The organism is Pseudoclavibacter sp. RFBG4 (assembly GCF_002931515.1).
In the GTDB taxonomy this organism is placed as follows: Bacteria; Actinomycetota; Actinomycetes; order Actinomycetales; family Microbacteriaceae; genus Pseudoclavibacter.
In genome coordinates this window covers 14,980-38,574 of sequence record NZ_PSYC01000011.1, presented here as the reverse complement: position 1 = coordinate 38,574, position 23,595 = coordinate 14,980, and the positions used below count along the sequence as shown (strand labels likewise).

Below are 23,595 nucleotides of genomic sequence, written 5' to 3'. Positions count from 1 at the left end.
CATCGTCTGAGTCACGGTCCCCTACTTCCGTCGCTGCAATGCTGATCGCACGAAGCCGATCAGCTTGCGCAGGTCGCTGCGAATGGTCTTGAACAGAAGAGCGGACACGGCCCACCAGACGAGGGCGGCAGCGATGCCCAACATCAGGCGACCCAGGTCGTTCTCAACGGGAACCAACCGTGTGACCGCAAAGCAGGCCAGCGCGGCGGGGAGCGTGAAGACGAGCAGCGCACGCGCGGCGTCCACGAGCAGCAGCCGAGGAGAGGTCTCCGCCTTGCGGCACGCCCAGACCAGCGAAACCAGCCAGTAGACGATCAGGCCGGCAGCGTAGCTGATGGCGACTCCGGCGGCACCCCACGGCAACCCGATGAGAATCACGGCCGCCAGGGCCGGCTGCGCGATCAAGTAGAACTTGAGCTGCTCTGACGCGAGGCCCTTGGCGATGTAGATCCAGTAGCACATCTGCGACAGGGCACGGAAGACCGCACCGATCGCGAGGACCTGGACGAGCGGCCCCGCAGCAACCCATGTCTCACCGAGGACGATGCGCACCACGATGTCGCCGCTGGCTGCCAGCAAGCCGAAGACCGAGGCGGTTCCGTACAGCGTCACGAGCTGGGCCTGGCGGAGGGCGCCTGCGAAGCGCTCCGGCTCGGAGCGAACCCGAGAGATGGTCGGCACCGCGACACGAGAGAGCGGCGCGTTGATCTGATTGATCGGCATCATGACGACCTGGTAGGCGCGGTCATAGAAACCGAGCTGAGTGCTCCCCCACGCGCGCCCGATTGCGATGCTGTCGATGTTCCGCGTGAAGTAGCCGATGATCTGAGTCACCGCGATCCGCCAGCCGAAGCCCACCAGGCCGTCCATGCTGGTGCGTTTCGGCATGGATGGGATCCATCTGGCGAGGATCGTGGCGAAGAGCAGCGTGGTGATCGCAACGATCACCTGCTGCCAGACCAGCGCCCAGACGCCCCATCCAGACCACGCGAGCCAGGCGGCGAACAGGAATCCGACCGCATACGGGGCAACATCGATCAGCGAGAGCTTGAAGAACTCGAGGCGACGGTTGATGACCACCTTGAACTGCGTCGAGGCGCCGTTCAGCGCGAAGGAGAGGCAGAGCACCTGAGCGATGGCGACGATCTCCGGCACGCCATAGAAGGCCGCGATGAGCCATGACGATCCGAACACCAGGATGGTGAGGGTTACACCGATAGCCAGATTGAGCCAGAAGAGGTTGCTCTGCTGCTGCTGTGACAGCGTCTTGGCCTGGAGGGCCGCCATCGACAGACCGAAGTCTCGGAAGATCTCAGCGACACCGACGATGGCGATGACCATCGCGAAGATGCCGTAGTCGCTTGGGCTGATGAGCCGCGCGAGCACGACGATCGACAGCACCATGACCGCGATCTTGACCAGCTGCGCCGCGATCGTGATCGCGCCGCCGCGCGCCGCGTGTGCAGTCAGCCCCTTCTCTCCACTCATCGGCAGCGCCTAGACAGCCGCGAGTTTTTCGAGCGCTGACGTGACGCGGCGCAACTCTGCGCCGGCGAGACGGTGACGTTCGAGAATCTCTGTTGAAGAAGGCAGCACGATGTGGACCGCGGTGCTGACTGCCCCGGCATCGAAGCACCAGTCGTCGAGGTGCGCCGGAGACAGCGTGCGCTTGAGCTTCTCAGCGCTGCCCGTGCTGAGCCCGACAGGAACGGCGCCTCGGCTGGCGGCCAGCACCAGGGCATGCAACCGGTCACTGACGATCGCCCTGCAGGAGGCGTAGACGTCCTCGAGCTCCTCGAGCCGTGTGGCGTGCGAGGTGTCGTTCCAGGCTCGCACTTCAGCACCGGATTCGAGCAGGGAGGCAATCTCATGCGCGCGCTCGTTGTCGCGTTGAACCTGCGTGACGAGCAGAGGAGTGAGTGCGTGCTTCCGGGCCAGACCGTCGACCGCCGCCAGCCAGGCGGCGTCAGGAACAGGACGATCTCCGCGCATGCTCACGGCCAAGTACGGACGAGCCTCCGGCTCAGCGTCGGCTTCCAGCACTTCGAGCGCAAATGCCCAATCAGGCGCTACCGAGCCGATACCCACGGCTGCGTGCGACTCGGGGTCGCGCCACGTGACGAGGTCGGCCCGCTCGAGGAACTTCTGCAGCCGCGCACTCGGGCGAGCCTTGATCCCCTCGCGGACGCCGAGACCGGTCTGCACCACGCGCCCGCCGCGTGCCGAGACGAGCTTGGCGAGCAGATCCAGGCGACCTCCCACGTACTCGTGTCCGTCGGAGATGCGTGCCTCACCTGCGTTCAGGAGCAGGACTGGACGACGGCCGAGCAACGCCTCGCGCACGAGTCGTCGCTCCCAGGCGCCTCGATCGGCATAAGCGATATCGACGTCCGAGAGCCCGAGCCCGGTCACGTATCCCGGCGAGTTGTATCCGGTGAGCACGTGCAGCTCACCGAGCGACCTGACCGACTGGAGGTAACCGCGCCGGAGCAGAGAATCGCCGAGGTTGTCTTCTTGACCTGTCACCGTGATGAACAGACTGGTCACTGTTTCCCTCTCAAAGTGGTGTTCGCTTCATAGATTGGTCGTGCTCGCGTCTTGGGGTGTCCATGCGAGTGCTGTCAGGTTCGCCAGCCCCAGCTTGGAGCCGGTCACCGCGACCCGAATCCCCTGCATCGCTGTGGCGACGGGAACGGGAACACGGCTGACCTGTATCTAGTTGTGCGCGCGGCTACTTTCGAGTGCCTTTCCTGGCAACGATCGGCATCTGCCCCGTGCCGATCTTGCGGTATTCCGTGGTCGGGTTGCCCGACTCGTCCGTGCCGTAGTAGGCGCCGTACGCGCCGTAGGAACCGTAGGCGTAGGAGTCGGGGCCCTTGGTCGGAACCTTCGTGACCACGATTCCCGAGACCTCGGAGCCGATGCCCTCGAGCTGGGCGACCGCGCCGGCAAGGGCGGATCGGGGCGTCTGACCGCTGGCGACGACGAGCAGGGTGCCGTGCGCGAGCTCGCTCAGGACCGCACCGTCGGTGACGAGGAGCAGCGGCGGCGCGTCGATGATGACGTAGTCGTGCTCGGCGAGCAGCTGGTCGTGGACCTGCTGCATCGTGTGGGAACCGAGCAGCTCGCTCGGGTTCGGGGGAATGCGTCCGGCGGGGAGCACATAGAGACGACCGCGGCCCCAGCGCTGCAGGACGTCCTTCGGCTCGGCGCGGCCGCTCAGGAGGTCGGTCAGACCGACGGAACCGTCGACGCCCATGGTTGTCGCGACCTTCGGCTTGCGGAGGTCACCGTCAACCAGAACGACCTTGGCGCCCTGCTCGGCGAGCGCGATCGCGATGTTCGCGGACGTGGTGCTCTTGCCCTCGGAGGGGAGCGAGCTCGTGATGACGAAGCTGTGACGCGTGTTCTCGATATCCATGAAGCGCAGGTTCGTGCGAAGCGCGCGGTAGGACTCGGCCTTGGGGCTCTTCGGCTCTTCGTGGACGATGAGCGGCCGCCTGCCGGCATCCGGGTCGTAGGCGATGGTGCCGATCACGGGGCGGTCCGTGATCTGCGCGATGTCGTGGGTGCTACGGACCTTGGTATCGATCAGCTGGCGGAGCGCGGCGACGCCGACGCCGAGCGCGATGCCGATGACCGCTCCGATGACGATGTTCAGAGGCACTCGGGGCGAAACCGGAGCGTGGGGAACCTGGGCCGACTGGACCGGCTGGATCTTGACGAGGCTCGGCGCGGCGCCCTCGGGCTTCTCGAGCTCATCGACGACGACCTCGATGAAGTTCGCCGAGACGGCGTTCGCCAGGGTGGCAGCCAGCTGCGGATCCTCATCCTCGACGGAGATCTCGATCACCACGGTGTTCAGGGCATTGGAAGCCGTGATCTTCGACGCGAGCTGAGCTGGCGTCAAGTCGAGGCCGAGCTCTTCGACGACTCGAGACGTGACGATCTCCTTGTTGACGACCGTCGTGTACGACTGGACCGCCTGACGCGCGAACGTCGTGCCCTGGTTCAGCGCTTGCGCCTCGGTTCCGTCGGAGGAACGAACCGAAACGTACAGCTCGGCGGTGGCAGAATACGTAGGCGTCATCACGAGTGACACCCCAGCTCCTGCGGCCACTCCCGCCAGCGTGCAGATCAGCATCGCGATCCAGTTTTTGTGCAGGATTCGCAGGTAGTCGCGCAGTTCCATAAAGGTCCGTCCGTGTGTCTCTTGCGCTCGTGCCGCTGCCGCTTTCGCGGCTGGCACGAAACGGGTGGCTCGCGGTTCGGAGCGCAGGGGGTATCTCAGGCAAGCTGGGGCAAGCCCGGCCTCATACTACTGGTGTCATGTTATTGGGCTGTAAATTCGTGAAACGTCACGAACCTGTCGCAGATCGGGCACACGATGGCGCAGAACGCCGATCAGCCGCCGATTTCCACGGGCAGGCCCGCGTCGACCGCGTTCGCGATCAGCTGGTGGCCGGCGTCGTCCGGGTGCAGGCCGTCGAGCTCGAAGTACTGGAACTCGTCCTCGAAGAGGTGACCGACGTCCAGGTACTGGCCGCCCACGGCCGTGACGTCAGCCTCGATGAGCTCGCTCGTGAGCGTCAGCTGTTCCGGGTACGCCGTGCTGACCCAGAACGGGGAGACCGCGAGGATGCGGGCATCCGGCAGCCCGGCGCGGAGTTCGGTGAAGACCGACTCGACGCCCAGCGCCTGATCGAGCTCCGACATGTTCAGGCCGCCGGAGACGATGACCACGTCAGGCTCCGCGGCGATCGCTTCCTCAACCTGGACGGCGTAGGAGTTCCACTCCTCGAGGCCCTGGCCGTAGCTCGCGCCACTCACGCCGAGGTTCAGCTCTTCCCAGCCGTTGGCCGCAGCCAGCAGAGTCGACCAGCGCAGCGACGGGTCGCTCGCGCCGACACCCTCGGTGTAGGAATCGCCGATGAACGCGACGGTGAGGCCCGTGCCGGCTGGGGTCGCCGACGGTGCCGAAGCGGATGGAGCGCCAGCTGCGCCCGACACCGAACCGGTGTCCTCTGAGCTGGAGATCGTAAGAATAGGTTCTGCGCCGGTCCCCGCGGGGGCCTCACGTGGCATGAACGCCAAAGCCACCAACGCGACCGCAGCGAGAGCCACGACCACGAGCAGTGTCAGCTGGGGCCAACGACGCGCACTCTGGTTGCGTGTTTTCATTTCCATGTGATCGTACCGGCCCAGCGGCGAAGCTGATACTCCCCTGGGAACTTCCGATCCCCTCGACACGCTGAAATCCGCGGAATTTCGCCCCGAAATGAATCCTAACTTTGTCTCGATTCGCCATGTTCCGGCCCAAAAAACCGGCAAGTGTAGCGTCGAGACACGGCGAGACGGGGAAATCATGGCAGCGCACGACGAGACGAGACGGCCCGCGGTGCCCCTCCCCCGGCACCGCGAACGCTGGATCGACATCATCCGCGGTGCCGCCATCCTGCTCGTCGTCGCGAACCACGCCATCGACGTTCCCATGCACATCGCCGACGTCGCCCCCGGCACCGTCATCGACGACCTCACCCTGTACTTCGCGCCCTTCCGCATGACCTCGCTCATGCTGCTGTCGGGGCTCCTCCTCCCCCTCGCCCTCGCCAAACCGCGCCGCCACTACTACGCCAGCAAGCTCCGCACCCTCGCCTGGCCCTACGTGGTGTGGCTCGTCATCTTCTGGATCGCCACCGAGAACCCGACCGAGTGGATGCGCCCGGACGGCTGGATCACCCGCAGCTGGCTCTGGTTCATCCTCTGCCTGTTCCTCGCCTACCTCGCCGCACCGATGCTCACCCGCATCCCGACCCCCTGGTTCGCCTCCGTGCCGGTGGCCCTCTGGCTGCTGAGCTTCGCTGCCCCGGACGGCACCCTCTTCGACCTCAGCTACTACGGCGGCTTCTTCTTCGCCGGCTACCTCATCGCCGAGAACCGACACCGGCTGCGCCGCTTCGACACGACGCCCACGATGCTCGCGCTCCTCGCCGGCAGCTCGCTCTTCGCGGCCATCCTCGTGCTCCAGGAACACGGCCTGGCTCTCGGCGGCGCAGAGACACCGGCCACCGACGACCGCGGCGCCATCGAGCGCTTCGACCTCATCTGGGTTCCCGTCGTACTCGCCGGAATCGCGGGCACCATGCTGCTCGCGAGACGCGTCCGGGGAGCACTCGACGGTACGCGACAGCCCGCCCTCTCCCGCGCTCTGCAGCACGTCGGCCGCAACTCGATCGTCTTCTACCTCATCCACTATCCGCTGCAGATCGTGGTCGTGAAACTGCTCGACTCCTGGGGCGTCACCGCGCAGCCCGTCATGATGACCGCGTGCATCCTGGCCGCACTTGCCGTATCGTTCGGCGCTGTCGCACTCCGCCGCCGCAGCCGCGTCGTGGATGCGCTCTTCGTCTTCCCGAGACGAGAGAAGCTGAGCCCGGCACGAGCACGGTGACCCCCACCCGCGCCCCGTCTGAAAGCCCGATGACCACACCAGCCCACACACTCGCGCCCGCCGAGCGGCCATCACCTCGAGGCCCATCTCGCCAGGCGACCCCGCCCGCCTCGGGCCGCGAGCACTGGATGGACCTCGTGCGCGGCGCCGCGATCCTGCTCGTCGTCACCTTCCACGCCAGCGCGATCCCCATCTTCCTCACCGACGTCGCGCCGACGAGCTTCATCAACGACCTCAACACGTTCTTCGCCCCCTACCGCATGAGCACGCTGCTGCTGCTGTCGGGCATGCTGCTCGGCCGCTCCCTCGCGAAGACCGGCGCCACCTACTACGTGGGCAAGCTGCGCACGCTGCTCTGGCCCTACCTGGTCTGGGGCACGATCTACTGGCTCGTCACCATGCAGGACGGCTGGACGCAGCCCAGCAACTGGATCGCCCTCAGCTGGCTGTGGTTCATCTTCTACCTGGCGATCTACTACCTCGCCGCTCCCCTCCTGACGCGCATCCGGGGCCCCTGGTTCGTCGTCGTCCCGCTCGGCCTCTGGGCGCTCAGCGCGATCCTCTCCACCCGCGGAATCGGCCCCCTCGTGCCGCTCGGCGACCTGGCCTACTACGGCGGCTTCTTCTTCGCCGGCCACCTCATCGCCCAGTACCGCGGCCAGCTCGCTCGCATCGAGAAGCTGCCGGTGCTCATCGCCTGCACGCTGACAGCCGCGGGTTTCGGGGCCCTGCTCATCGGACAGACCCACGGCACCTACTTCGGCCTCGACGGAGCGCTCCGCATGGTGTCCGACTCCAGCTCGACCGCACCAAGTGACGGATCCCTCACCGCCGCGACGCGCCTCATCGACCGCTACGAGCTCGTGTGGATCCCCGTCGTGCTCGCCGGCGTCGCGGCCATCATCATGATCACGCGGCGCCTCACCGGCGCGACGCGCGGCCGCGACGGCGACAGCGCTCGCTGGTTGCAGTACATCGGCCGGAACTCGGTGGTCTTCTACGTGGTCCATTACCCCGCGCAGATCATGATCACGTCGTGGGTCGGCGACTGGGGCATGCTCGACCCCACCTGGATGCTCATCATCAACACGGCCGTCGCCATGGGCCTCAGCTACCTGTTCTGCTGGCTCCGGCAGTGGCCGGCAGGTGACGCCGCATTCGTGTTCCCCAAGCTCCGGACGAGCGGGCGCCCCGCTACGCCTTGAGCGGGGCCCCGTTGCGCTCGAAGCCCGACCAGGCGGACGTCACCATGTCGTCGAGCGTGTACTGCGCGGTCCAGCCGAGCTCGTCCTTGATCCGGGATGCATCTGCCACCAGCAGGGCAGGGTCGCCGGGCCGACGCGGAGCCACCTCGGGCTCGAACGACAGGCCGCTCGCGCGACGAACCGCATCCACCACCTCGAACACCGAGTAGCCCTCACCGCGACCCACGTTGTACTCGGCAGAGACGGGCGTGCCCGCCGCGATGGCATCGAGCACCGCCAGGTGCGCGTCCGCCAGGTCGACGACGTGCACGTAGTCGCGCACGCACGTGCCATCCGGAGTCGGGTAGTCGTCGCCGAACACCAGCGGAGCCTTGTCCTCCGCGAGCTTCTCGAAGATCATCGGCACGAGGTTCAGGGCGAAGCGGTCGGCCAGCTCGTCGCTGCCAGCACCGGCGACGTTGAAGTAGCGCAGCGAGACGGCCGTGATTCCTGCGGCCTTCGCCGCGGCCTGCACGAGCCACTCGCCGGCGAGCTTCGTCTGCCCATACGGGTTGATGGGGTTCTTCACGTCCGACTCGCGGATCGGCTCGTCCGAGCCCGTGCCGAGTCCGTAGACCGCCGCCGACGACGAGAACACGAGGCTCTGCACGTTCGCCCGCTGCATCGCCTCGAGCACGTTCGCGAGGCCGCCCATGTTCTGCTGGTAGTACCACGCGGGCTTCGCGACCGACTCGCCCACCTGCTTCTTGGCGGCGAAGTGCACGACGCTCGTCACCTCGAGCGCCTGCATGATGTCGGCCAGCGCATCCGCCGCACCCGTCGTCGAGATGTCGAAGTCGAAGTGCGGCGTCGAGCCGACCTTCTCCGCCGTTCCCGTCGTGAGGTCGTCGACGACAACCACCTTGTCGCCGCGCGCCTCGAGGGCCGCGAGCACGTGAGCGCCGATGTAGCCGGCGCCGCCGGTGATGAGCACAGTCATGGAGAATCCCCTCGGAGGTGCGCCGACGACGCGCTCCTGCGCGCCGTTGCCGATGTCGTCGAGCCCACCAAAGTGCGCCCTCCGACATTCTGGCAGTTCTCGGAGCCGCCCGGGCCGGCCGCGGCCAACTTCCCTGATCGAGCGCCGAAGCGAAGCGAAACGATCACCGCACGCGACTCAGCCCTGCCTGGCCTTCATGCGCGGGCTCTTCTTGTTGATGACGAAGACACGGCCGCGCCGACGCACGATCTGCGCACCTGGAATCTTCTTGAGCGCCTTGAGCGAGTTGCGAACTTTCACGAGAACCTTCCTTCTTGAGAACCTTTCTCATTAGACTAGCCCCATGACCCCCGATCGACCAACCGCCCAGACCGTCACCAGCTCACTCGGCCTGACCCTCGTCAGCGGGCTCGAGACCTCGGGGCGACAGCTCGTCACCGCACTCATGTGCGGGGAACCGAGCGGACCGACACCCATCACGGAGTTCGGCGACGAGCAGACGAACGCCCTGGAACTCGGCGTCGACATCGCCGACGACCTCCTCCGACAGGCCGCGGACGGTCGCAGGGGCAACATCATCGTCGAGCTCTCCTCCGACGCCGAGACACAGGGCGTCGGTCTGGCCATGGACCACGTCATCGCCGAGGCGCGCAGCCACCCCTCCGCGCCGGACACCGCCGACGTTACCGTCGGCGCCAGAGAATTCATCACCGTCGCCAGCGTTGCCGACATCCGCCGGCTCCTCTTCCAAGAGGGCACGCCATTGCCGGAGGACGCCAACACGTCCGCCACGCTCGCCGCCCAGCTCGAGTTCGCCACCATCGTCGTACTCACGGGAGCCGACGCGCACCCCTCTGGCCTCGTCAGCGAGACCTGCACGCTCATCCAGCAGCTCAACCCCACCGCGGTCATCACGACCCCGGCCACAGCCCGCGACTTCGGCAGGCACCTCAGACCGATCCGACCGGGGCTCGCCCATCAGCTCGCCTCGACCGCCGGGTGGATGCTGCGCCTCGACGACCGAACGCACTTCCCGCCAGCACGCGGCCACATCGACTGCACCGTCTTCAGCGAGCCGCGACCGTTCCACCCGGAACGCCTCGCCGCGGGACTCGCGAACCTCACCCCCGAGCAGGTCGGGCTCATCACCCGATCACGCGGACACTTCCGCCTCGCCAACAGGACGGACCACGTCGGCGACTGGTCGAGCACGGGAGGCAACATCCAGCTCGGAGCATCCGGAGTCACGAGCTCGGACCCCGACGCGCCACTCGGCACCTCGATCGCCGTCTTCGGGCGACAGCTGCGCACCGAGGCCATCGCCAGTCTGCTCCACGAGTGCGCCCTCACCGACGAGGAGCTCATCGCGGGGCCTCGGGCCTGGCGAGACTACGCCGACCCGTTCCCCGGATGGGAATGACCACCGGACCAGACGAAGCAGCCGGCTACGCAGGTCCGACGTGCAGGACCCGTCAGCGCCCGGAGAGCGGGAGGTGGAGCTCGAAGGTCGTGCCACTGCCAACAGTGCTCGACGCCTCGAGACGCCCACCGTGCGCCTTCACGATCGCCAGCGTGATGTTCAGGCCGAGCCCCACGCCAGGGACCGCCTGCTTCGTGGCCGTCGTCGCGCGGAAGAACTTCGTGAAGAGGCGGTGCATCTCCTCCTCGGGAATGCCCATGCCGGTGTCAGACACGTAGACCACGACCTCGTTCCCGTCCTGCCGCACCCCGACGTGGACGGAGCCGCGCTCTGGGGTGAACTTGACGGCGTTCGAGATCAGGTTGTCGATCGCCTGCCCGAGCCGCATCGCATCCCCGGAGAGGACGACGTCCTCTCCGCCGGCATCGCCGACCAACTCGACCGATGCCTGCGCAGCAGTCGGCAGGGCCGTCTCCAGGGAAAGCCGCACGACCTCCCCCAGACGCACCGGCGAGAACTCCATCGGCACCTTCCCGGCGTCGACCTGGGCGACGAAGAGCAGGTCGCCGACCAGCGACAGCAGTCGGTTCGCATTGCGCTCCGCGACGTCCAGATAGTGGCGCTGCTCGTCGTTCAGCGGACCGCTCTCCTCATCACGGGCGAGCTCGAGGTAGCCGAGGATCGAGCTCAGCGGCGTGCGCAGCTCGTGCGAGATGGTGCCGACGAACTCGTCCTTGAGCCGAGACGCCTCGTTGACCGGCGTCATGTCGTAGGCGATGAAGATGTGGCCGACCGTCTCGCCATCCGGCGTCTTACGAGGAGCACACGTCATGAGCGCCGGCATGGGTTCGTCCTCCGTGCGCACGAGCTCGACCAGCGTGCCCGCCTGCTCGTTGCATCCCGCGATCTCGACCAGACGCCGCAGCAGACGGCTCCCGTCCTCGTCGTCATCGCCCTCGCCGCGGATCGCCGACGCGGAGACCTCGGAGAGGAAGTCCGTGACATTGCGTTTGCCGACGACCTCAGCCGAAGAGGGTCCGAGGAGGTTGCGGGCCCCTGGACCCCACGCCACGATCGTCCCGTCGAGCTCCGTCACGATGGCGATCTCGTGAACCGCCGCGTTCCAGACGCTCCGGTTGAACGCCTCCGAAGTGCGCAGCTCCCGAGTGGCCACCTCTCGCGCCTTCTCGCTCGCCTGCACCTCCAGCAGGCGGCGCTCGCGCTCATCCGCGTAGAGCTTCGAACTCTCCACCTGCACCCTGGCACGGTGCGACAGCTCGTTGATGATGCTCGCGATCACGGCAAACACCAAAGGTGTGAAGATGACGCGGAGGATCAGAGGATCACTCCAAGGAGCCGTCCCGATGATGTACGGGATCGCGATGGTCAGCACCGAAGTCGCGGCCGCTAGCCAGATCGCGCGGCGACCGGGCTCCGCCGCGATGAAGATCAACGGCAACAAGACCAGCGAGGTGAACATCGACTGGGTTCCACCGGTCCCGGCGCGGAACAGGCCAAGCGCCAGCATCGTCGCGACAGGAAGTACCAGCTGCCAGCACGGCCCGATCTTCGCCCACGGAATCACGAAGGCGGCAACCGCAAGCACGACGACCACCACCACGCCCGTCCACGCAGGGACAGGGTGGATGATGACCGCGCCCGGAACGATCGCCATGACAGCGAAGGCCAAGACCAGGCCGAGCACCGAAGCAAGCTGACGGATGGCAGGCGACGTCGTATCGACCGTGAACTGGCCGAACGGACTCTTCACCGAAACGCTCATGACTGGACCTCCCTGAGCCTCGCGACGAGACTCGCCAGCGAGAAGGGCTTCGTCAGATAGTCGTCCGCACCCGCCGCCTCACCAGCCTCCTGCGCCACGACATTGGCGTTGGCCGACACGATGATCACGTGCGCCCGAACGTCGCCCTCCTGGGCGCGCACATGCGCGAGCACCTCGAGCCCCGACAGGCCAGGCATGGACACGTCCAGGAGCAGCAGCTCGGGCACCGACTCGAGGGCGGCCCGCAGCGCGCTCACCCCATCACCGTAGGAGCCGACGATCTCGAAGCCGGCCCGCCTCGCGGCGGTCTCGAGCAGGAAGCGGATGTCATCGTCGTCATCCGCGATCACCACCCTCGCCGCCATCAGGCACGCCTCGCACGCAGACGCGCGACAAGCCCCTTGACCTGCTTGCCCGTGAACGGCTTCGGGAGCACATCGTCCGAGCTCGGGTAGTCAGACTCGTCGAGCACCGAGGAGATGACGATCGCCACCTCGGGAACCAGCTCGCAGATCTTCTCCCGCACCTCCCAACCGCTCCCGACCCCCAACAGCAGGTCGATCACCGCGACGTCCGGTACCTCGACGCGGATGCTGGCAAGGGCCTCGTCGAGCGTCGCCGCCGACTTCGCGGCACACCCCGCCTTCCGGAACTGCGTGCGCAGCAGCTCGCGCTGGTCGGCGTTGTCGTCGACGATCAGCACCCGCAACTGGTCAGCGCTCACAGGAAGAACACCTCTCTCACGACGACCAGCACTGCAACGCCGACCAACGCCAGCGTCGCCTGCAGGTACAGGCGGTTCTCCGCTCTGGCGTCGCGCTTGATCTCCTCCGTCAGACGGCGTTCACCCAACTCGCTCATGCCAGCACGGCTCCGCTCTTTTCCGTCTTGTCCCACGTCATCGCGGCGCCGCGCGCCTCCTTGATGTAGGAGTCGAACGTCACCGCGCAGAGAATCGGCCCGTAGCCGATGAGGTAGACGAGGAACGGATTCACCACCCGGCCGAACTTCGTCGAGTCGATGAGCTTCATTCCCCACGCCGCGACCATGCACAGCGAGATCCACGCGAAGATCGCGAGGTTCCACGCGTCGTATCCGCCCTCGGTGAGCGTCAGACCGAACATCGCCGGGATGCGCTGCTCGAACAGGCCGGGGAAGAACGCCGCCAGCAGCACGACCATCGAGATCAGCCCGGGGAAGAGCAAGACCTCACGCCACGCCACCCTGCCCACCTTCGGATCGAGCTGTGCCGCGAACAGCATGATGTACACGTATGCGCAGCCCACCACGATCCACAGCGCGCGGAACACGAGCATGGCAAGCGGCGAATCCATCAGGTACAAGCCGATGAGGCCCACCGACGAGAGCAGCATCAGCACCGGCAGCAGGAACACGCTGAACCAGAAGAGGCCGAACGAGATCGTGCCGAGCTTGTGCTCCTTCGACGGCCGGAACCAGAGGTGGCTGTACCGCTTCGTCAGCTGCACGTTGCCCCTGGCCCAGCGAAGCCGCTGCTTCCAGAGATCCCCGACGTGACGCGGTTCCTCGGCCAGCACGACAGCGTGCGGCTCGAACACCACCTTGCGGCCGGAGAGCTGCGTCTCGAACGTCGTGACCGTGTCCTCCGCCAGCGAGCTCGTATCGATCTGCCCGCCGATCGCAAGCAGGTTCTCACGCGAATGCAGCTGCGCACCGCCAGCGAGGCAGGCCAGAGCCCCGAGCACATTCTGCGCACGGCGGCTGCCGACCTGCGACAGGACGTACTCGAACGCGATGAACCGCGTCAGGTAGTTCTTCCGGAGGCTCCCCTCGCTGATGTACGCCGTGACCGACCCCACCTCGGGGTCGGCGAGATGCCTCGTCATCTTCCGCATCGAATCCGGAAGGTAGATGACGTCGGCGTCCATGATGAGCAGCGCCTCCATCCAGTCCTCGCTGAGCACGCGGCGGAGCCCGTGGTTCAAGGTGTGCGCCTTGCCCTCCCCGCCCTTCTCGCGACGAAGGTGGAAGACGCGGCCCGGGTAGCGAGCGGCACGCTCGAGGACGACGTCAGGGGTGTCGTCCGTCGACGCGTCGTCGACGACGTACACCCTGAGCCGCTCCGGCGGGTACTCCAAAGCCATGAGCCGGTCGATGGACCCGCCGATCACCGCCCCCTCGTTCCACGCCGGGACGACGACGGCCACGTTCGGCAGGTACGGCGCAGCCTTCTCGTAGTGGTTGAAGCGAGCGTGCAGCGGCACGATGAGGAACTGGTAGGCCATCGTGAAGGCCGGGATAGCGCCGATCGCGACGAACACGACGAAGATCGTCGCCAGCACCGCACCGCCGATATCGAGCCAGGCGTCGGCGCTCACGCGAGACCACCGGCGTCCGACGAACCGAACGCGGGCACCTCCGCCAGCAGCTCGCGAACGCGGGCGTAGACGCCGACGTCAGCAGCACGGTGGCTATCCGTCGAGGCGACCAGCGTCGCACCCTCCGCGAGAGCCGCCTCGATCGCCCGCGAACTCGGGCACACCCACTTCTCGTTCACCTCGATGGAGGTCCCCGTCTCGCGCGCGGCAGACGTCCACGCCGAGAGCTGATCCGCAGAGAGCTGAGACTCGTCGATGCCCACCTTGGGAAGGATCGAGAACGGATGCGCCAGCTGCGCACCGCCACCGGCTGCCCGCATCGCGGCGATCGTCGCCCCGATCAGCAGATCGAGCGCGTCCTCGACCGCAAGACCAGCCGCCAGACGCTCCCGCGTCTCACGCGGCGACCACGGGCCATCCGGACCAGGGAACTGATGATCGGCGATGACGATGCCATCCACCCCGCCAGTCCCCACCCGCAGGTCGCTCGGCACGTCGAGCGTGCCCCGCGCATCCATGATCTTCGCCTCGACGCCGATCACCAGCTCGACCCCGGTGGTGCGCCTCGCCGCGACGACCGCAGCCACGAAGTCCGGCACCCAGGCCGTATCGCCCCGCACGTGGTCGGTCGCCCGCATCGTCACCAGGCCGCGCTGCTCAGCGGCACGGACGTTCGCCGAGATGGGGCTCTCCGCGTCATCCGAGAAATCGGAATGGACATGCCAGTCGCCGAGCAGCAGCGCTTCGAGACCGGGACCCGTCTGCGTATCAGCCACGAGCGAGAACTTCGTCAAAGGGCAAGAACACATCCTCGAGGAAGCGGACATTCGCGACCTCACGGAACTCGACGCGCGACGGCACCGGCCGTTCGAGCGCGATATCCACCGCGAGCGACGGCATATCGACACCGGCCGCGATCGTCAACGGCATGGCGCCCGAGAACCTCGGGTTGATCTCCAGCAGCGCGGGGCGACCATCGGTGCTGTACCTCAGCTGCACGTTCGCCACCCCCACGAGCCCGGCCGCACGGGCGCACGCGGCAGCCGTCTCCTCGAGCTCAGCGCGGTGCACCGTGCGACCCGCAACCGCCACGCCGGAATCCACGCGCGCACGCAGACGAGGAACCGCCGCGATCGCCTGACCGTCGGCACCCATCACGACGTCGACGGAGAACTCCTCGCCCGGGAGGTTCTCCTGGATGAGCAGGGCAGCATCGCGCGTCTTCGCCTCGAGCTCCTCCCGCGAATGCACGAGGTGAACGCCACGAGAGCCCGCGCCGCTTCGGGGCTTCACGATGACCGGGAACACCCAGTCGCGCGCGATGCCCTCGTCGTCGAGCAGAGCCGTGGCCGGCACCAGTGCGTGCGGCTCGCACGCCTGCACCAGCAGCCACTTGTCGAGGCACGTCGCGAGCGCCTCCGCGGAGGGCGCGGCGAGCACCGCGCCGAGCTCCGCGCGTCGAGCCGCGAGCGGCGGGAGCTCCACGTCGACGGTCGACACGAGCACATCGATGCCGTCGGCTGCGACCATGTCGATCAGCGCATCGCAGAAGCCCTCGGAGAGCCCAGGAGGGACGAGCCGCCGGTGCGCCTCATCCACGAGGTACAGGCCACTCGCCCAGCCATCCATATCGGCGGCGAACACCTCGAGGTCATCTCGACCGAGGAGAGAGCGGATGACCGCCACCCCAGCCGGCCCACCGGCACCCGTGACCAGGACTCGAAATCTCATGCGCGGTTCTTCTTCTCAGTCTCAGTCGTGCCCAGATTATGCACCGTCGCGAACTCACCGTCGCCGCGCTCCGCAGTGATGCTACTCGCATCCCGGATCACCTCGAGCGGCTCGCTGTACGTGCCAGTGCCGAACCGCGACCAGTACCGCGCAGCGGAGAGCACGAAGTCCGGCGCCAGATAGTCACGAATGTCGGCCTGCGACGCGAATTGCGCAAGCAGACCGAGCTTCATATCCGTGAATCCGTCGACCGTCACGAACCGCGTCGGACGGAAATCGATCGTCGACGACGGGCTCTGATAACAGGCCACACTCGCCACCCTGCGACTCGCGACGAGCGTCGCCTCGTGCACGGCACGGTGGTCTTGATGCCGATCATTGCGAGAATGCGTGTAGACGATCGTCGGATCGGTCTCCGCGATCACCCGCTCGATGATGCCCACCGTCGGGTCATTGTTCGGAATCGCGGTATCCGTGAGGTCCTCGAGGAAGAGACGAGCACCGAGCGACTCCGCCGAAGCGAGAGACTCATGCTGCCGATCCGCAGCATCACCGCCGCGGCCGCCGCGAGACAAGGTCAGGATCACGATCGAATCTCCGGCTGCCGCGTGCGCCGCCAGCGTCCCGCCGACGCCGATCTCCACGTCGTCCGGATGCGCGCCGATCGCGAGGACCCGACGGCGCGGGCTGCGCGCCCGCTTGGCCCTCGCCGCCTCGACAAGACGCTGCACCGTGCTCACCAGCAGCGCACCAGGGATGGGCTTCTGCAGGAACTCGTCGGCGCGATCGCGAAGGGCCCGCACCGCATACTCGACGGAGGCATGTGCCGTCATGACGACAACGGGCAGATCTGGCTTGATCTCCCGCAGACTTCCGAGAACCTCGAGTCCGTTCGCACCCGGCAGCTCGACGTCGGTGAGCACCAGGTCGGGATTGAAGTCGTTCACGTTCATCAGCACGGCAACCGCGTCCCGAAGCACGCGCACCTCGCACCCCAGGCGCCTCCGGAGCACCGTCTCCAGGAATTCAGCGACGTCACCATCGTCTTCGATGATGAGAATGCGGTATGAAGCCTCGGGCATAGTCGCCAAGAGTAATCGGAAAAGCAATCACCGGCACCCGCTCCCGGCGATTCTCGAATTCGAGCGAAATACCCGGAGAATACGAAAGAGGAATACCTATGAACTTCCCGTCATCCTGACGGATCAAAGGCTCTGCGGCGAACGCTATGCAGCGACCGCATCCTGCGCCGCCGAGGGCTCCTCGCCTCCCGGAGGGATGCGACACCACGACTCCGCGACGAGCCCGACGACAAGCAGCACCAGCGCGCCGACAAGGGAGAGCACCGCGTGCCAGATGGGCTCCTCGGGCGGCACCGTTCGAGTCACCGCGAACGCCAGGACGCCGAGCGCAACACCGGCCAGCAGCGACGACGCGAGGCTCGCCGCACGCGCGAACGCCAGCACTCGGAACGCGTACTGCGGGTCGACGCGCTTCCCCCGTACCTCACGTTCTGGCTCGCGGGCAGCATGTTCTTGCCGCGCACCGCCTCCCTGCGACCGGTCGCGCTCGAACCCCGGGGCACGCCGTCGAGACTCGGCATCGCGACGTTCACGCCACAGACGGCGCGTGTACGCGCGGATCGGCCACGCGAGCCACAGCAGCAGCCCAGCGAGAACGACAAGCGTCAACGGCATCGTCAGCGGAGGCGCCACGACGGCGCGCCCGGAGCTCACAAGCCACGTCTCCACGCACCAGGCCAGCACACCGCCGATGACGCCGAGCCCGACGAGCAGGCCCGGCCTCGTTCTGCTCGCCAGGTTCACTGAGCGATCCGCTCGACGCGATCCTCCGCCGCCGCCCGCAGCTCAGCGACGCTGCCGTGAGGGTCGAGCTGCGCGCGCGGATCGACCTCCAGCCACGGAGCCAGCACAAACGCGCGCTCGTGTGCCCGCGGATGCGGCAGCACCAGCTCGCCGCTGCTGACCTCGCCAGCCACCTGGATGAGGTCGAGATCCAGCGTCCGGCTCCCCCAGCGCGTCTCGCGAGTGCGCCCATGCGCATCCTCGATCTCATGCAGCGCCTGCAGGAGCTCCGTCGACGGCAGCTCGGTGTCGACCAGCACCACCGCGTTGCAGTACGCGGGCGCCTCCTCGCTGACCCCCTCGAGCGTGAGCGCCGGAGTCTCGTACAGGCTCGACGCCGCGACGAGCTTCGTGCCGGGCAGCTCGGTGATGCTCCGCAGCGCCGACCTCAGCGCCGCCTCGCGGTCGCCGAGGTTCGCGCCGAGCGCGATTACGGCCTGACGGACCCGACGAGCCGGCTCGGCGGGTGCGACGTTCGGAGCGCCCCCGGAGCCGATCACGATCGCCGCGTCGGACGCCGTTCGCGCCGCCGCCGCTTTCGCCGCCTCACGGGCGTGGAAGTCATCCTCCGCGCTCGCCGACACCGCGTGGGCCGCCGATGACTCGAGGTGATCGCCCCGCAGCGTCGGCCGGTGCCGGAGGATGCTCACCGCCACGTCCTCGAAGTCCAACGCGACGGGCGCCTGCGGCTTGTGCACCGTGATGCGCACGGCCACGGCATCGTCGAAGCCGAACGTCGCCGACGCGAGACGCTCCGCGAGCGTCTCGATGAGATCGACCGGCTCTCCCGTCACGATCGCGTGCAGCGCGTGCATCCACTCGCCGTAGTGCAAGGTGTCGCCGATGTGGTCGCTCGACGAAGCAGCCGTGGCATCGACCCACGCCTCCGCGTCGACATAGAAGTCCTGACCGTCCCGGCGCTCGTGATCGAAGACCCCGTGATGCCCACGCGCGTGCATGCGCGTGATGAGGATGCGGTCGAGCTCAGGCTCCGGGGCGCCGGGGCGAAGAGCCGACGCCGAGGGTGCTTCCCCCGTCGGAGCGCCGGGAGCGTCCGACCCCGCACGCGCCGCCGCGCCCGGTGCCAGATCGGCGCCGCTGCCACTCGCATCCGCGACCCGCTCGCGCGTGAACGCATGCTCGTGCGCCTGCCCGCCAGCCGCGACCGCACGCGCTGCCCGCACCTCCGCACCGCGCCGCCGATCGAGGTCAGGCTCGTGCCCGTTCATGTGATCAGTCATCCTGTGCTCCTTCACGCCAGGAGGCAACGACATCCAACGCCACCCGGTTCGCCTCGACATTGTGGACACGCACGCCCCAGATGCCCGCCTTCGCCGCCAGGGCGGTGATGACCGCCGTCGGCAGGTCACGCTCCGTCACCTGCGCGTCAGACCGCAGCATCTCGCCCGTGAAGCGCTTCCGCGAGGCACCCACGAGCAGCGGATGCCCGAGCGCCACGAACTGCTCGAGCTCACGCAGCACCGCCCAGTTGTCATCCCTGCGCTTCGCGAACCCGAGGCCCGGATCCAGGACGATCTGAGACTCATCGAGCCCCGCCGCCACGGCGCGGTCTCGCGCCCCTGCCAGCTCGGCCAGGATCTCCGCCGCCGGGTCTCGGTAGTCGGCGAGCTCGTTCATGCGCACCGAATGGCCACGCCAGTGGCTCAGGATGAACGGGCTCCGACTCTCGGCGACCACCTCGAGCATCGCCGGGTCGGCCAGACCACCGGACACGTCGTTGACGTACTCGGCACCGAGTGCGAGCGCAGCCGCGGCCGTCTTCGCGTACATCGTGTCGATGCTCACCAGCACGCCGAGCGCCGCCAGCTCCTTGACAACCGGCAGCACACGCGCGGCCTCCTCCTCCTGCGGCACCCGCACCGCGCCTGGCCGCGTCGACTCGCCGCCGACGTCGATGATGTCTGCCCCCTGATCGACGAGCTCCCGAGCGCGTCGCATGGCCCGCTTCGTGCGGCGCTTCTCGCTGAAGAGGTCCTCGAACCTGCCGCCGTCGCTGAACGAATCGGGCGTGATGTTCAGGATGCCGAGGATGCGTGGGCGCTTCGGAATAGCCGGTTGCAGCAGGTTCGTGAAGCGCTGCGGCAGGGCGAACGGCCTCGTGTTCGTCGTCACCGGCCCAGTGTCGTCGGCCTCATCGGCATCACCCGGCGTCGGGTCGAAGCGGGCACGAGGCTGCGCCGCCGGCGCTGCGCCCGCGGACGGCACCGAGCTGGCGACCGCGTCAGCGGCTTCGGCTGCGGCTTCGGCTTCGGCTTCGGCTTCGGCTTCGGCTTCGGCTTCGGGCGGCGTATCAGCGGCCGGACGATCCACACCCGCCTGTGCCTGCGCGGCCGAGGCCTCGAATGCCAGCGCCGGCTCGGATCCCGAGGGCTCCTGCCCGACGAGAAGCGGCACGTCATCCTCACCCGCCGTCGAGAACGAGCCCCGCACCGGATCGAAACGCGCACCCCGCAGGACATGCCCCTGCACCACAACCGGCTGATCGTCTCCAGCAGCCCGCGCGGGCACCTCCGACGCCACGATGACCGGCACCTGCGAGTGTGGGTTTGAGCCGATCAACGCCATGATCTCTGCCCGAGCCACCGGCTCCGACAGCTCCCCGCGCGCCGACACCGTCACCACGGTGCCAGCCTGCTGGCGCGAACCGCGAAGCCCCGCACACGCGTGACTCGCCTCGATCACCGCAAGCGCACCACGCGCATCCAGCGCCGACATCATAACGTCGACGAGCTCGTCGCCGAGACGCTCCTGCAGCGTCGGACGCGCGGAGAGCGTCTCGAGCATGCGGTGCAGACGGCCGAACCCCACGATCGACGCAGACGGCACGTACGCGAGATGCACGCGCCCCGAGAACGGGAGCAGGTGATGCTCGCACACCGACCGGAACGCGAGATCGCGCAGCACGACAGGCTGCGACACGCCCCCGGGCAGAGCCACCCCCGCGTCCTCCTCGAAGGGCGACTCGATCTCCGCGACCGGGAACCTCGCACTCGCGAGCGGCGCGAGCGCGTCGACCCCGACACCGCCGAACAGCTCGAGCGCCGCTTCAGCCACACGGGCCGGCGTGCGCTCGAGCCCAGGGCGATCGGGATCTTCGCCGATCGCCGACAGGAACTCACGGACAGCCGCCTGAGCACGCACCAGGTCGATGCGCCCCACCGACCCCGAATCGATGTCGTTCATCTGCAAGTCCTCACTCCGCGTGGCCCGCGGCGCGGGTCTGGTTCCATCCTCCCGCGAATTGAACCCCGCGCGCACCCCCGGCCTCGCCGCGCGCGTCACACTCAGCGGTCCCTGTGCGAGGCGCCGCCAGATTGACAAGACCCGGTGGATTTCGAGAGGGTCGAAGGACCGACGAGCAGAGGAGTCACCATGACCGGCGACCGGCCCGGCTTCCGGAGCTTCGCATCCACCCCACTCGCCATCGCGCTATGGGTTTTCACCGTCGGCGCGACCGCGCTCTTCCTCGCGCTCGGATGGAACCTGCTGCAGATGGGCATCCTCATCGTGCCCCTCGCGGCCGTCAGCACCGCCGTGACCGTCTCCGCCCTCAAGAAGGCGAGAGGCGGCACCGGTTGAGCGTGCGTCCCGCGCGCCGCTTGAGACCAGCTCTCTGACGAAGAATGCAGGCTCCCGATCTTGGGAGCCTGCATTCTTCTCGTGTGGCGTGCGCTCACCCTGCGGCGTGCGACACGGGCCTGGGTCTAGAAGCCGAGCTCGGCCCCGCCATCCTGCGCATGCTCGATCGGGTCCATCTGGTCGACCGGGATGTGCGGCTTGAGCGGCACCGGCGGCAGCGCGCTCACAGGACGGTCGGGGCTGGACAGCCACTGCGGGCGCTCCGGGAGCTTCCGGACGGGCTTGAAGATCTCGTCGAGGCGGATGTGGTCGAGCGTCTCCTTCTCGAGGAGCTCCGCCGCCAGCTGGTCGAGGATGTCGCGGTTGTCGTTGATGACCTTCCACGCCTCGTCGTGGGCCTGCTCGATGAGCAGACGCACCTCGCGATCGACGGTCTCCGCAACCGACTCCGAGTAGTTGCGCCCGGCTCCCGCCTGCTGGCCGTACACCGTCTCGGCCGACGACTCTCCGAGCTTCACCGAGCCGACGGATGCGGTCATGCCGTACTCCGTGACCATCTTGCGGGCCGTCTTCGTGGCCTTCTCGATGTCGTTCGACGCACCCGTCGTCGGGTCGTGGAAGACGATCTCCTCCGCAACGCGGCCGCCCATCGCATACGACAGCTGGTCGAGGAGCTCGTTGCGGGTGACCGAGTACTTGTCTTCCAGCGGGAGCACCATCGTGTAGCCGAGCGCGCGACCACGCGGGAGGATCGTGATCTTCGTCACCGGGTCGGTGTGGCGCATGGCCGCGGCAGCAAGCGCGTGCCCGCCCTCGTGGTACGCCGTGATGAGACGCTCCTGGTCGTTCATGACACGGCTGCGACGCTGCGGTCCGGCGATGACACGGTCGACCGCCTCATCCAGCGCCTCGTTGTCGATGATCTGCGCGTTCGAGCGAGCCGTGAGTAGAGCCGCCTCATTGAGCACGTTCGCGAGGTCTGCACCCGTGAAGCCGGGCGTCTTGCGGGCGATGACACGGAGGTCGACGTCCTGCGAGAGCGGCTTGCCCTTGGCGTGCACGCCGAGAATGCGAGCGCGGCCGTCGAGGTCGGGGGCGTCCACGCCGATCTGCCGGTCGAAGCGACCAGGGCGGAGCAGGGCCGGGTCGAGCACGTCCGGGCGGTTCGTCGCAGCGATGAGGATGACATTCGTCGACCCATCGAAGCCGTCCATCTCCACGAGGAGCTGGTTCAGCGTCTGCTCGCGCTCGTCGTTGCCGCCGCCGATACCCACGCCGCGGTGGCGTCCGACGGCGTCGATCTCGTCGACGAAGATGATGGCGGGCGAGTTCTGCTTCGCCTGCTCGAAGAGGTCACGGACACGGCTGGCGCCGACACCCACGAACATCTCGACGAAGTCCGAACCGGAGATCGAGTAGAACGGCACGCCAGCCTCACCGGCCACGGCACGGGCCAGCAGGGTCTTGCCCGTTCCAGGAGGGCCGTACAGCAGCACGCCCTTCGGGATACGAGCGCCCACAGCCTGGAACTTGGCAGGCTCCTTGAGGAACTCCTTGATCTCCTGCAGCTCCTCCAGCGCCTCGTTCGCGCCAGCGACGTCGTCGAACGTGACCTGCGGGCTCTCCTTCGAGACCAGCTTCGCCTTCGACTTGCCGAACTGCATGACCCCACGACCGCCGCCGCCACCGAGGCCGCCAGCGAAGAGGATCCAGATGAAGAAGCCGATGAGCAGCAGCGGGAACAGGATGCTCACCGCCGAGAGCAGCCAGCTCGGCTGAGGCACGTCGTCGTCGTAGCCGCCAGCGGGAGCAGCCGAGTCGACCGCCGACACGACATCGTCGGCGCGCGCATCCACGAAGTAGAACTGCACGTTCTGGCCGTACTCGGGGTCGGCCTGCGCGAGCTCCATGTCGACGCGGTTGTCGCCGTTCACGATGACGACCTTGTCGGCCTTCTTCTCCTGGAGAAGCTGAAGGCCCTGCTGCGTCGTCACCTCGCGGGTGCCGCTGCCGTTGATGAGACTGAAGCCCAGGCCGATGACCAGCACGGCGAGCACCACGATGAAGATCGGGCTCTTGAAAATCTTGGTAACTTGCTTCATAAGTCGAGACTCGAGTGGCGTGCTCGGTGCCTTTCAGCCGGTTCTTCGCCAGCGCACCAGGGCGCTCAATCGAAAGTCATGGTACTCGCGGCCCCCGACACC

General features: G+C 67.5%; 22 protein-coding genes. 4 read left to right on the top strand and 18 right to left on the bottom strand.

Annotation, left to right across the window (positions count from 1 at the left end):
* Window positions 1-21: 21 nt before the first annotated feature.
* The 4 genes from C5E10_RS02890 to C5E10_RS19015 all read right to left on the bottom strand — a co-directional run bounded on the left by C5E10_RS02890 (window position 22) and on the right by C5E10_RS19015 (window position 5,010).
* Complete coding sequence (locus C5E10_RS02890; protein WP_104330356.1) at window positions 22-1,488, bottom strand: lipopolysaccharide biosynthesis protein; 1,467 nt, start codon at window positions 1,486-1,488, stop codon at window positions 22-24.
* 9 nt (window positions 1,489-1,497) lie between these two features.
* Complete coding sequence (locus C5E10_RS02885) at window positions 1,498-2,547, bottom strand: polysaccharide pyruvyl transferase family protein (protein WP_104330355.1); 1,050 nt, start codon at window positions 2,545-2,547, stop codon at window positions 1,498-1,500.
* Window positions 2,548-2,731: 184 nt separating this feature from the next.
* Window positions 2,732-4,192 carry a polysaccharide biosynthesis tyrosine autokinase gene (locus C5E10_RS02880; protein WP_104330354.1) on the bottom strand — a complete coding sequence of 487 codons (1,461 nt, stop codon included), beginning with the start codon at window positions 4,190-4,192 and terminating at the stop codon, window positions 2,732-2,734.
* Window positions 4,193-4,404: 212 nt separating this feature from the next.
* A complete protein-coding gene (locus C5E10_RS19015) occupies window positions 4,405-5,010 on the bottom strand; it encodes an SGNH/GDSL hydrolase family protein (protein WP_181062608.1) in 606 nt (201 codons plus the stop codon).
* 355 nt (window positions 5,011-5,365) lie between these two features.
* Between C5E10_RS19015 and C5E10_RS02870 the strand changes: the two genes are divergently transcribed.
* Window positions 5,366-6,451 carry an acyltransferase family protein gene (locus tag C5E10_RS02870; protein WP_181062607.1) on the top strand — a complete coding sequence of 362 codons (1,086 nt, stop codon included), beginning with the start codon at window positions 5,366-5,368 and terminating at the stop codon, window positions 6,449-6,451.
* 29 nt (window positions 6,452-6,480) lie between these two features.
* The gene (locus C5E10_RS02865; RefSeq protein ID WP_104330352.1) at window positions 6,481-7,656 is read left to right on the top strand and encodes an acyltransferase; all 1,176 of its coding nucleotides are present in this window, start codon (window positions 6,481-6,483) and stop codon (window positions 7,654-7,656) included.
* On the opposite strand, the gene galE is transcribed toward C5E10_RS02865, so the two are convergent.
* Both galE and ykgO read right to left on the bottom strand, forming a co-directional pair.
* The gene (galE, locus tag C5E10_RS02860) at window positions 7,646-8,635 is read right to left on the bottom strand and encodes a UDP-glucose 4-epimerase GalE (protein ID WP_104330351.1); all 990 of its coding nucleotides are present in this window, start codon (window positions 8,633-8,635) and stop codon (window positions 7,646-7,648) included. The two genes, C5E10_RS02865 and galE, sit on opposite strands and share 11 nt — an antisense overlap.
* A 177-nt stretch (window positions 8,636-8,812) precedes the next feature.
* The gene (gene ykgO, locus C5E10_RS02855; RefSeq protein WP_104330350.1) at window positions 8,813-8,935 is read right to left on the bottom strand and encodes a type B 50S ribosomal protein L36; all 123 of its coding nucleotides are present in this window, start codon (window positions 8,933-8,935) and stop codon (window positions 8,813-8,815) included.
* A gap of 43 nt (window positions 8,936-8,978) precedes the next feature.
* Between ykgO and C5E10_RS02850 the strand changes: the two genes are divergently transcribed.
* The gene (locus C5E10_RS02850) at window positions 8,979-10,055 is read left to right on the top strand and encodes a GTP-binding protein (RefSeq protein ID WP_104330349.1); all 1,077 of its coding nucleotides are present in this window, start codon (window positions 8,979-8,981) and stop codon (window positions 10,053-10,055) included.
* Window positions 10,056-10,107: 52 nt separating this feature from the next.
* Here the strand turns inward: C5E10_RS02850 and C5E10_RS02845 are convergent, their stop codons facing one another.
* From C5E10_RS02845 to folP, 11 genes are all read right to left on the bottom strand, one after another.
* A complete protein-coding gene (locus C5E10_RS02845; RefSeq protein WP_104330348.1) occupies window positions 10,108-11,838 on the bottom strand; it encodes a cell wall metabolism sensor histidine kinase WalK in 1,731 nt (576 codons plus the stop codon).
* On the bottom strand, window positions 11,835-12,203 hold the full coding sequence (locus C5E10_RS02840; protein WP_104330347.1) for a response regulator transcription factor: 369 nt from the start codon (window positions 12,201-12,203) through the stop codon (window positions 11,835-11,837). Before C5E10_RS02840 ends, C5E10_RS02845 begins: the two co-directional genes overlap by 4 nt.
* The gene (locus C5E10_RS02835) at window positions 12,203-12,562 is read right to left on the bottom strand and encodes a response regulator (RefSeq protein WP_104330346.1); all 360 of its coding nucleotides are present in this window, start codon (window positions 12,560-12,562) and stop codon (window positions 12,203-12,205) included. Before C5E10_RS02835 ends, C5E10_RS02840 begins: the two co-directional genes overlap by 1 nt.
* Window positions 12,559-12,699 carry a hypothetical protein gene (locus C5E10_RS19010; protein ID WP_160071101.1) on the bottom strand — a complete coding sequence of 47 codons (141 nt, stop codon included), beginning with the start codon at window positions 12,697-12,699 and terminating at the stop codon, window positions 12,559-12,561. Before C5E10_RS19010 ends, C5E10_RS02835 begins: the two co-directional genes overlap by 4 nt.
* Entirely contained in the window at window positions 12,696-14,195 is a 1,500-nt protein-coding gene (locus C5E10_RS02830) for a glycosyltransferase family 2 protein (protein ID WP_258070975.1), read from the bottom strand. The genes C5E10_RS19010 and C5E10_RS02830 overlap by 4 nt, the downstream gene beginning before the upstream one ends.
* A complete protein-coding gene (locus C5E10_RS02825) occupies window positions 14,192-14,971 on the bottom strand; it encodes a PHP domain-containing protein (protein WP_104330384.1) in 780 nt (259 codons plus the stop codon). Before C5E10_RS02825 ends, C5E10_RS02830 begins: the two co-directional genes overlap by 4 nt.
* Window positions 14,964-15,926 (bottom strand): ATP-grasp domain-containing protein, encoded by a 963-nt coding sequence (locus tag C5E10_RS02820; RefSeq protein ID WP_104330345.1) that lies wholly within the window; start codon window positions 15,924-15,926, stop codon window positions 14,964-14,966. The genes C5E10_RS02825 and C5E10_RS02820 overlap by 8 nt, the downstream gene beginning before the upstream one ends.
* Window positions 15,923-17,008, bottom strand: coding sequence for a response regulator (locus C5E10_RS02815; RefSeq protein WP_181062605.1), 1,086 nt, complete (start codon window positions 17,006-17,008; stop codon window positions 15,923-15,925). The genes C5E10_RS02820 and C5E10_RS02815 overlap by 4 nt, the downstream gene beginning before the upstream one ends.
* Before the next feature lie 144 nt (window positions 17,009-17,152).
* Entirely contained in the window at window positions 17,153-17,752 is a 600-nt protein-coding gene (locus C5E10_RS02810; RefSeq protein WP_104330343.1) for a DUF3180 family protein, read from the bottom strand.
* A complete protein-coding gene (gene folK / locus C5E10_RS19345; RefSeq protein WP_181062604.1) occupies window positions 17,749-19,032 on the bottom strand; it encodes a 2-amino-4-hydroxy-6-hydroxymethyldihydropteridine diphosphokinase in 1,284 nt (427 codons plus the stop codon). Before folK ends, C5E10_RS02810 begins: the two co-directional genes overlap by 4 nt.
* On the bottom strand, window positions 19,025-20,995 hold the full coding sequence (gene folP, locus C5E10_RS02800; RefSeq protein WP_104330341.1) for a dihydropteroate synthase: 1,971 nt from the start codon (window positions 20,993-20,995) through the stop codon (window positions 19,025-19,027). Before folP ends, folK begins: the two co-directional genes overlap by 8 nt.
* A gap of 189 nt (window positions 20,996-21,184) precedes the next feature.
* Here folP and C5E10_RS02795 point away from each other — a divergent pair, with 189 nt between their 5' ends.
* A complete protein-coding gene (locus tag C5E10_RS02795) occupies window positions 21,185-21,391 on the top strand; it encodes a hypothetical protein (protein ID WP_104330340.1) in 207 nt (68 codons plus the stop codon).
* Window positions 21,392-21,516: 125 nt separating this feature from the next.
* Here the strand turns inward: C5E10_RS02795 and ftsH are convergent, their stop codons facing one another.
* Window positions 21,517-23,493, bottom strand: a complete 1,977-nt coding sequence (gene ftsH, locus C5E10_RS02790) for an ATP-dependent zinc metalloprotease FtsH (protein ID WP_104240270.1) — start codon at window positions 23,491-23,493, stop codon at window positions 21,517-21,519.
* Window positions 23,494-23,595 lie beyond the last annotated feature (102 nt).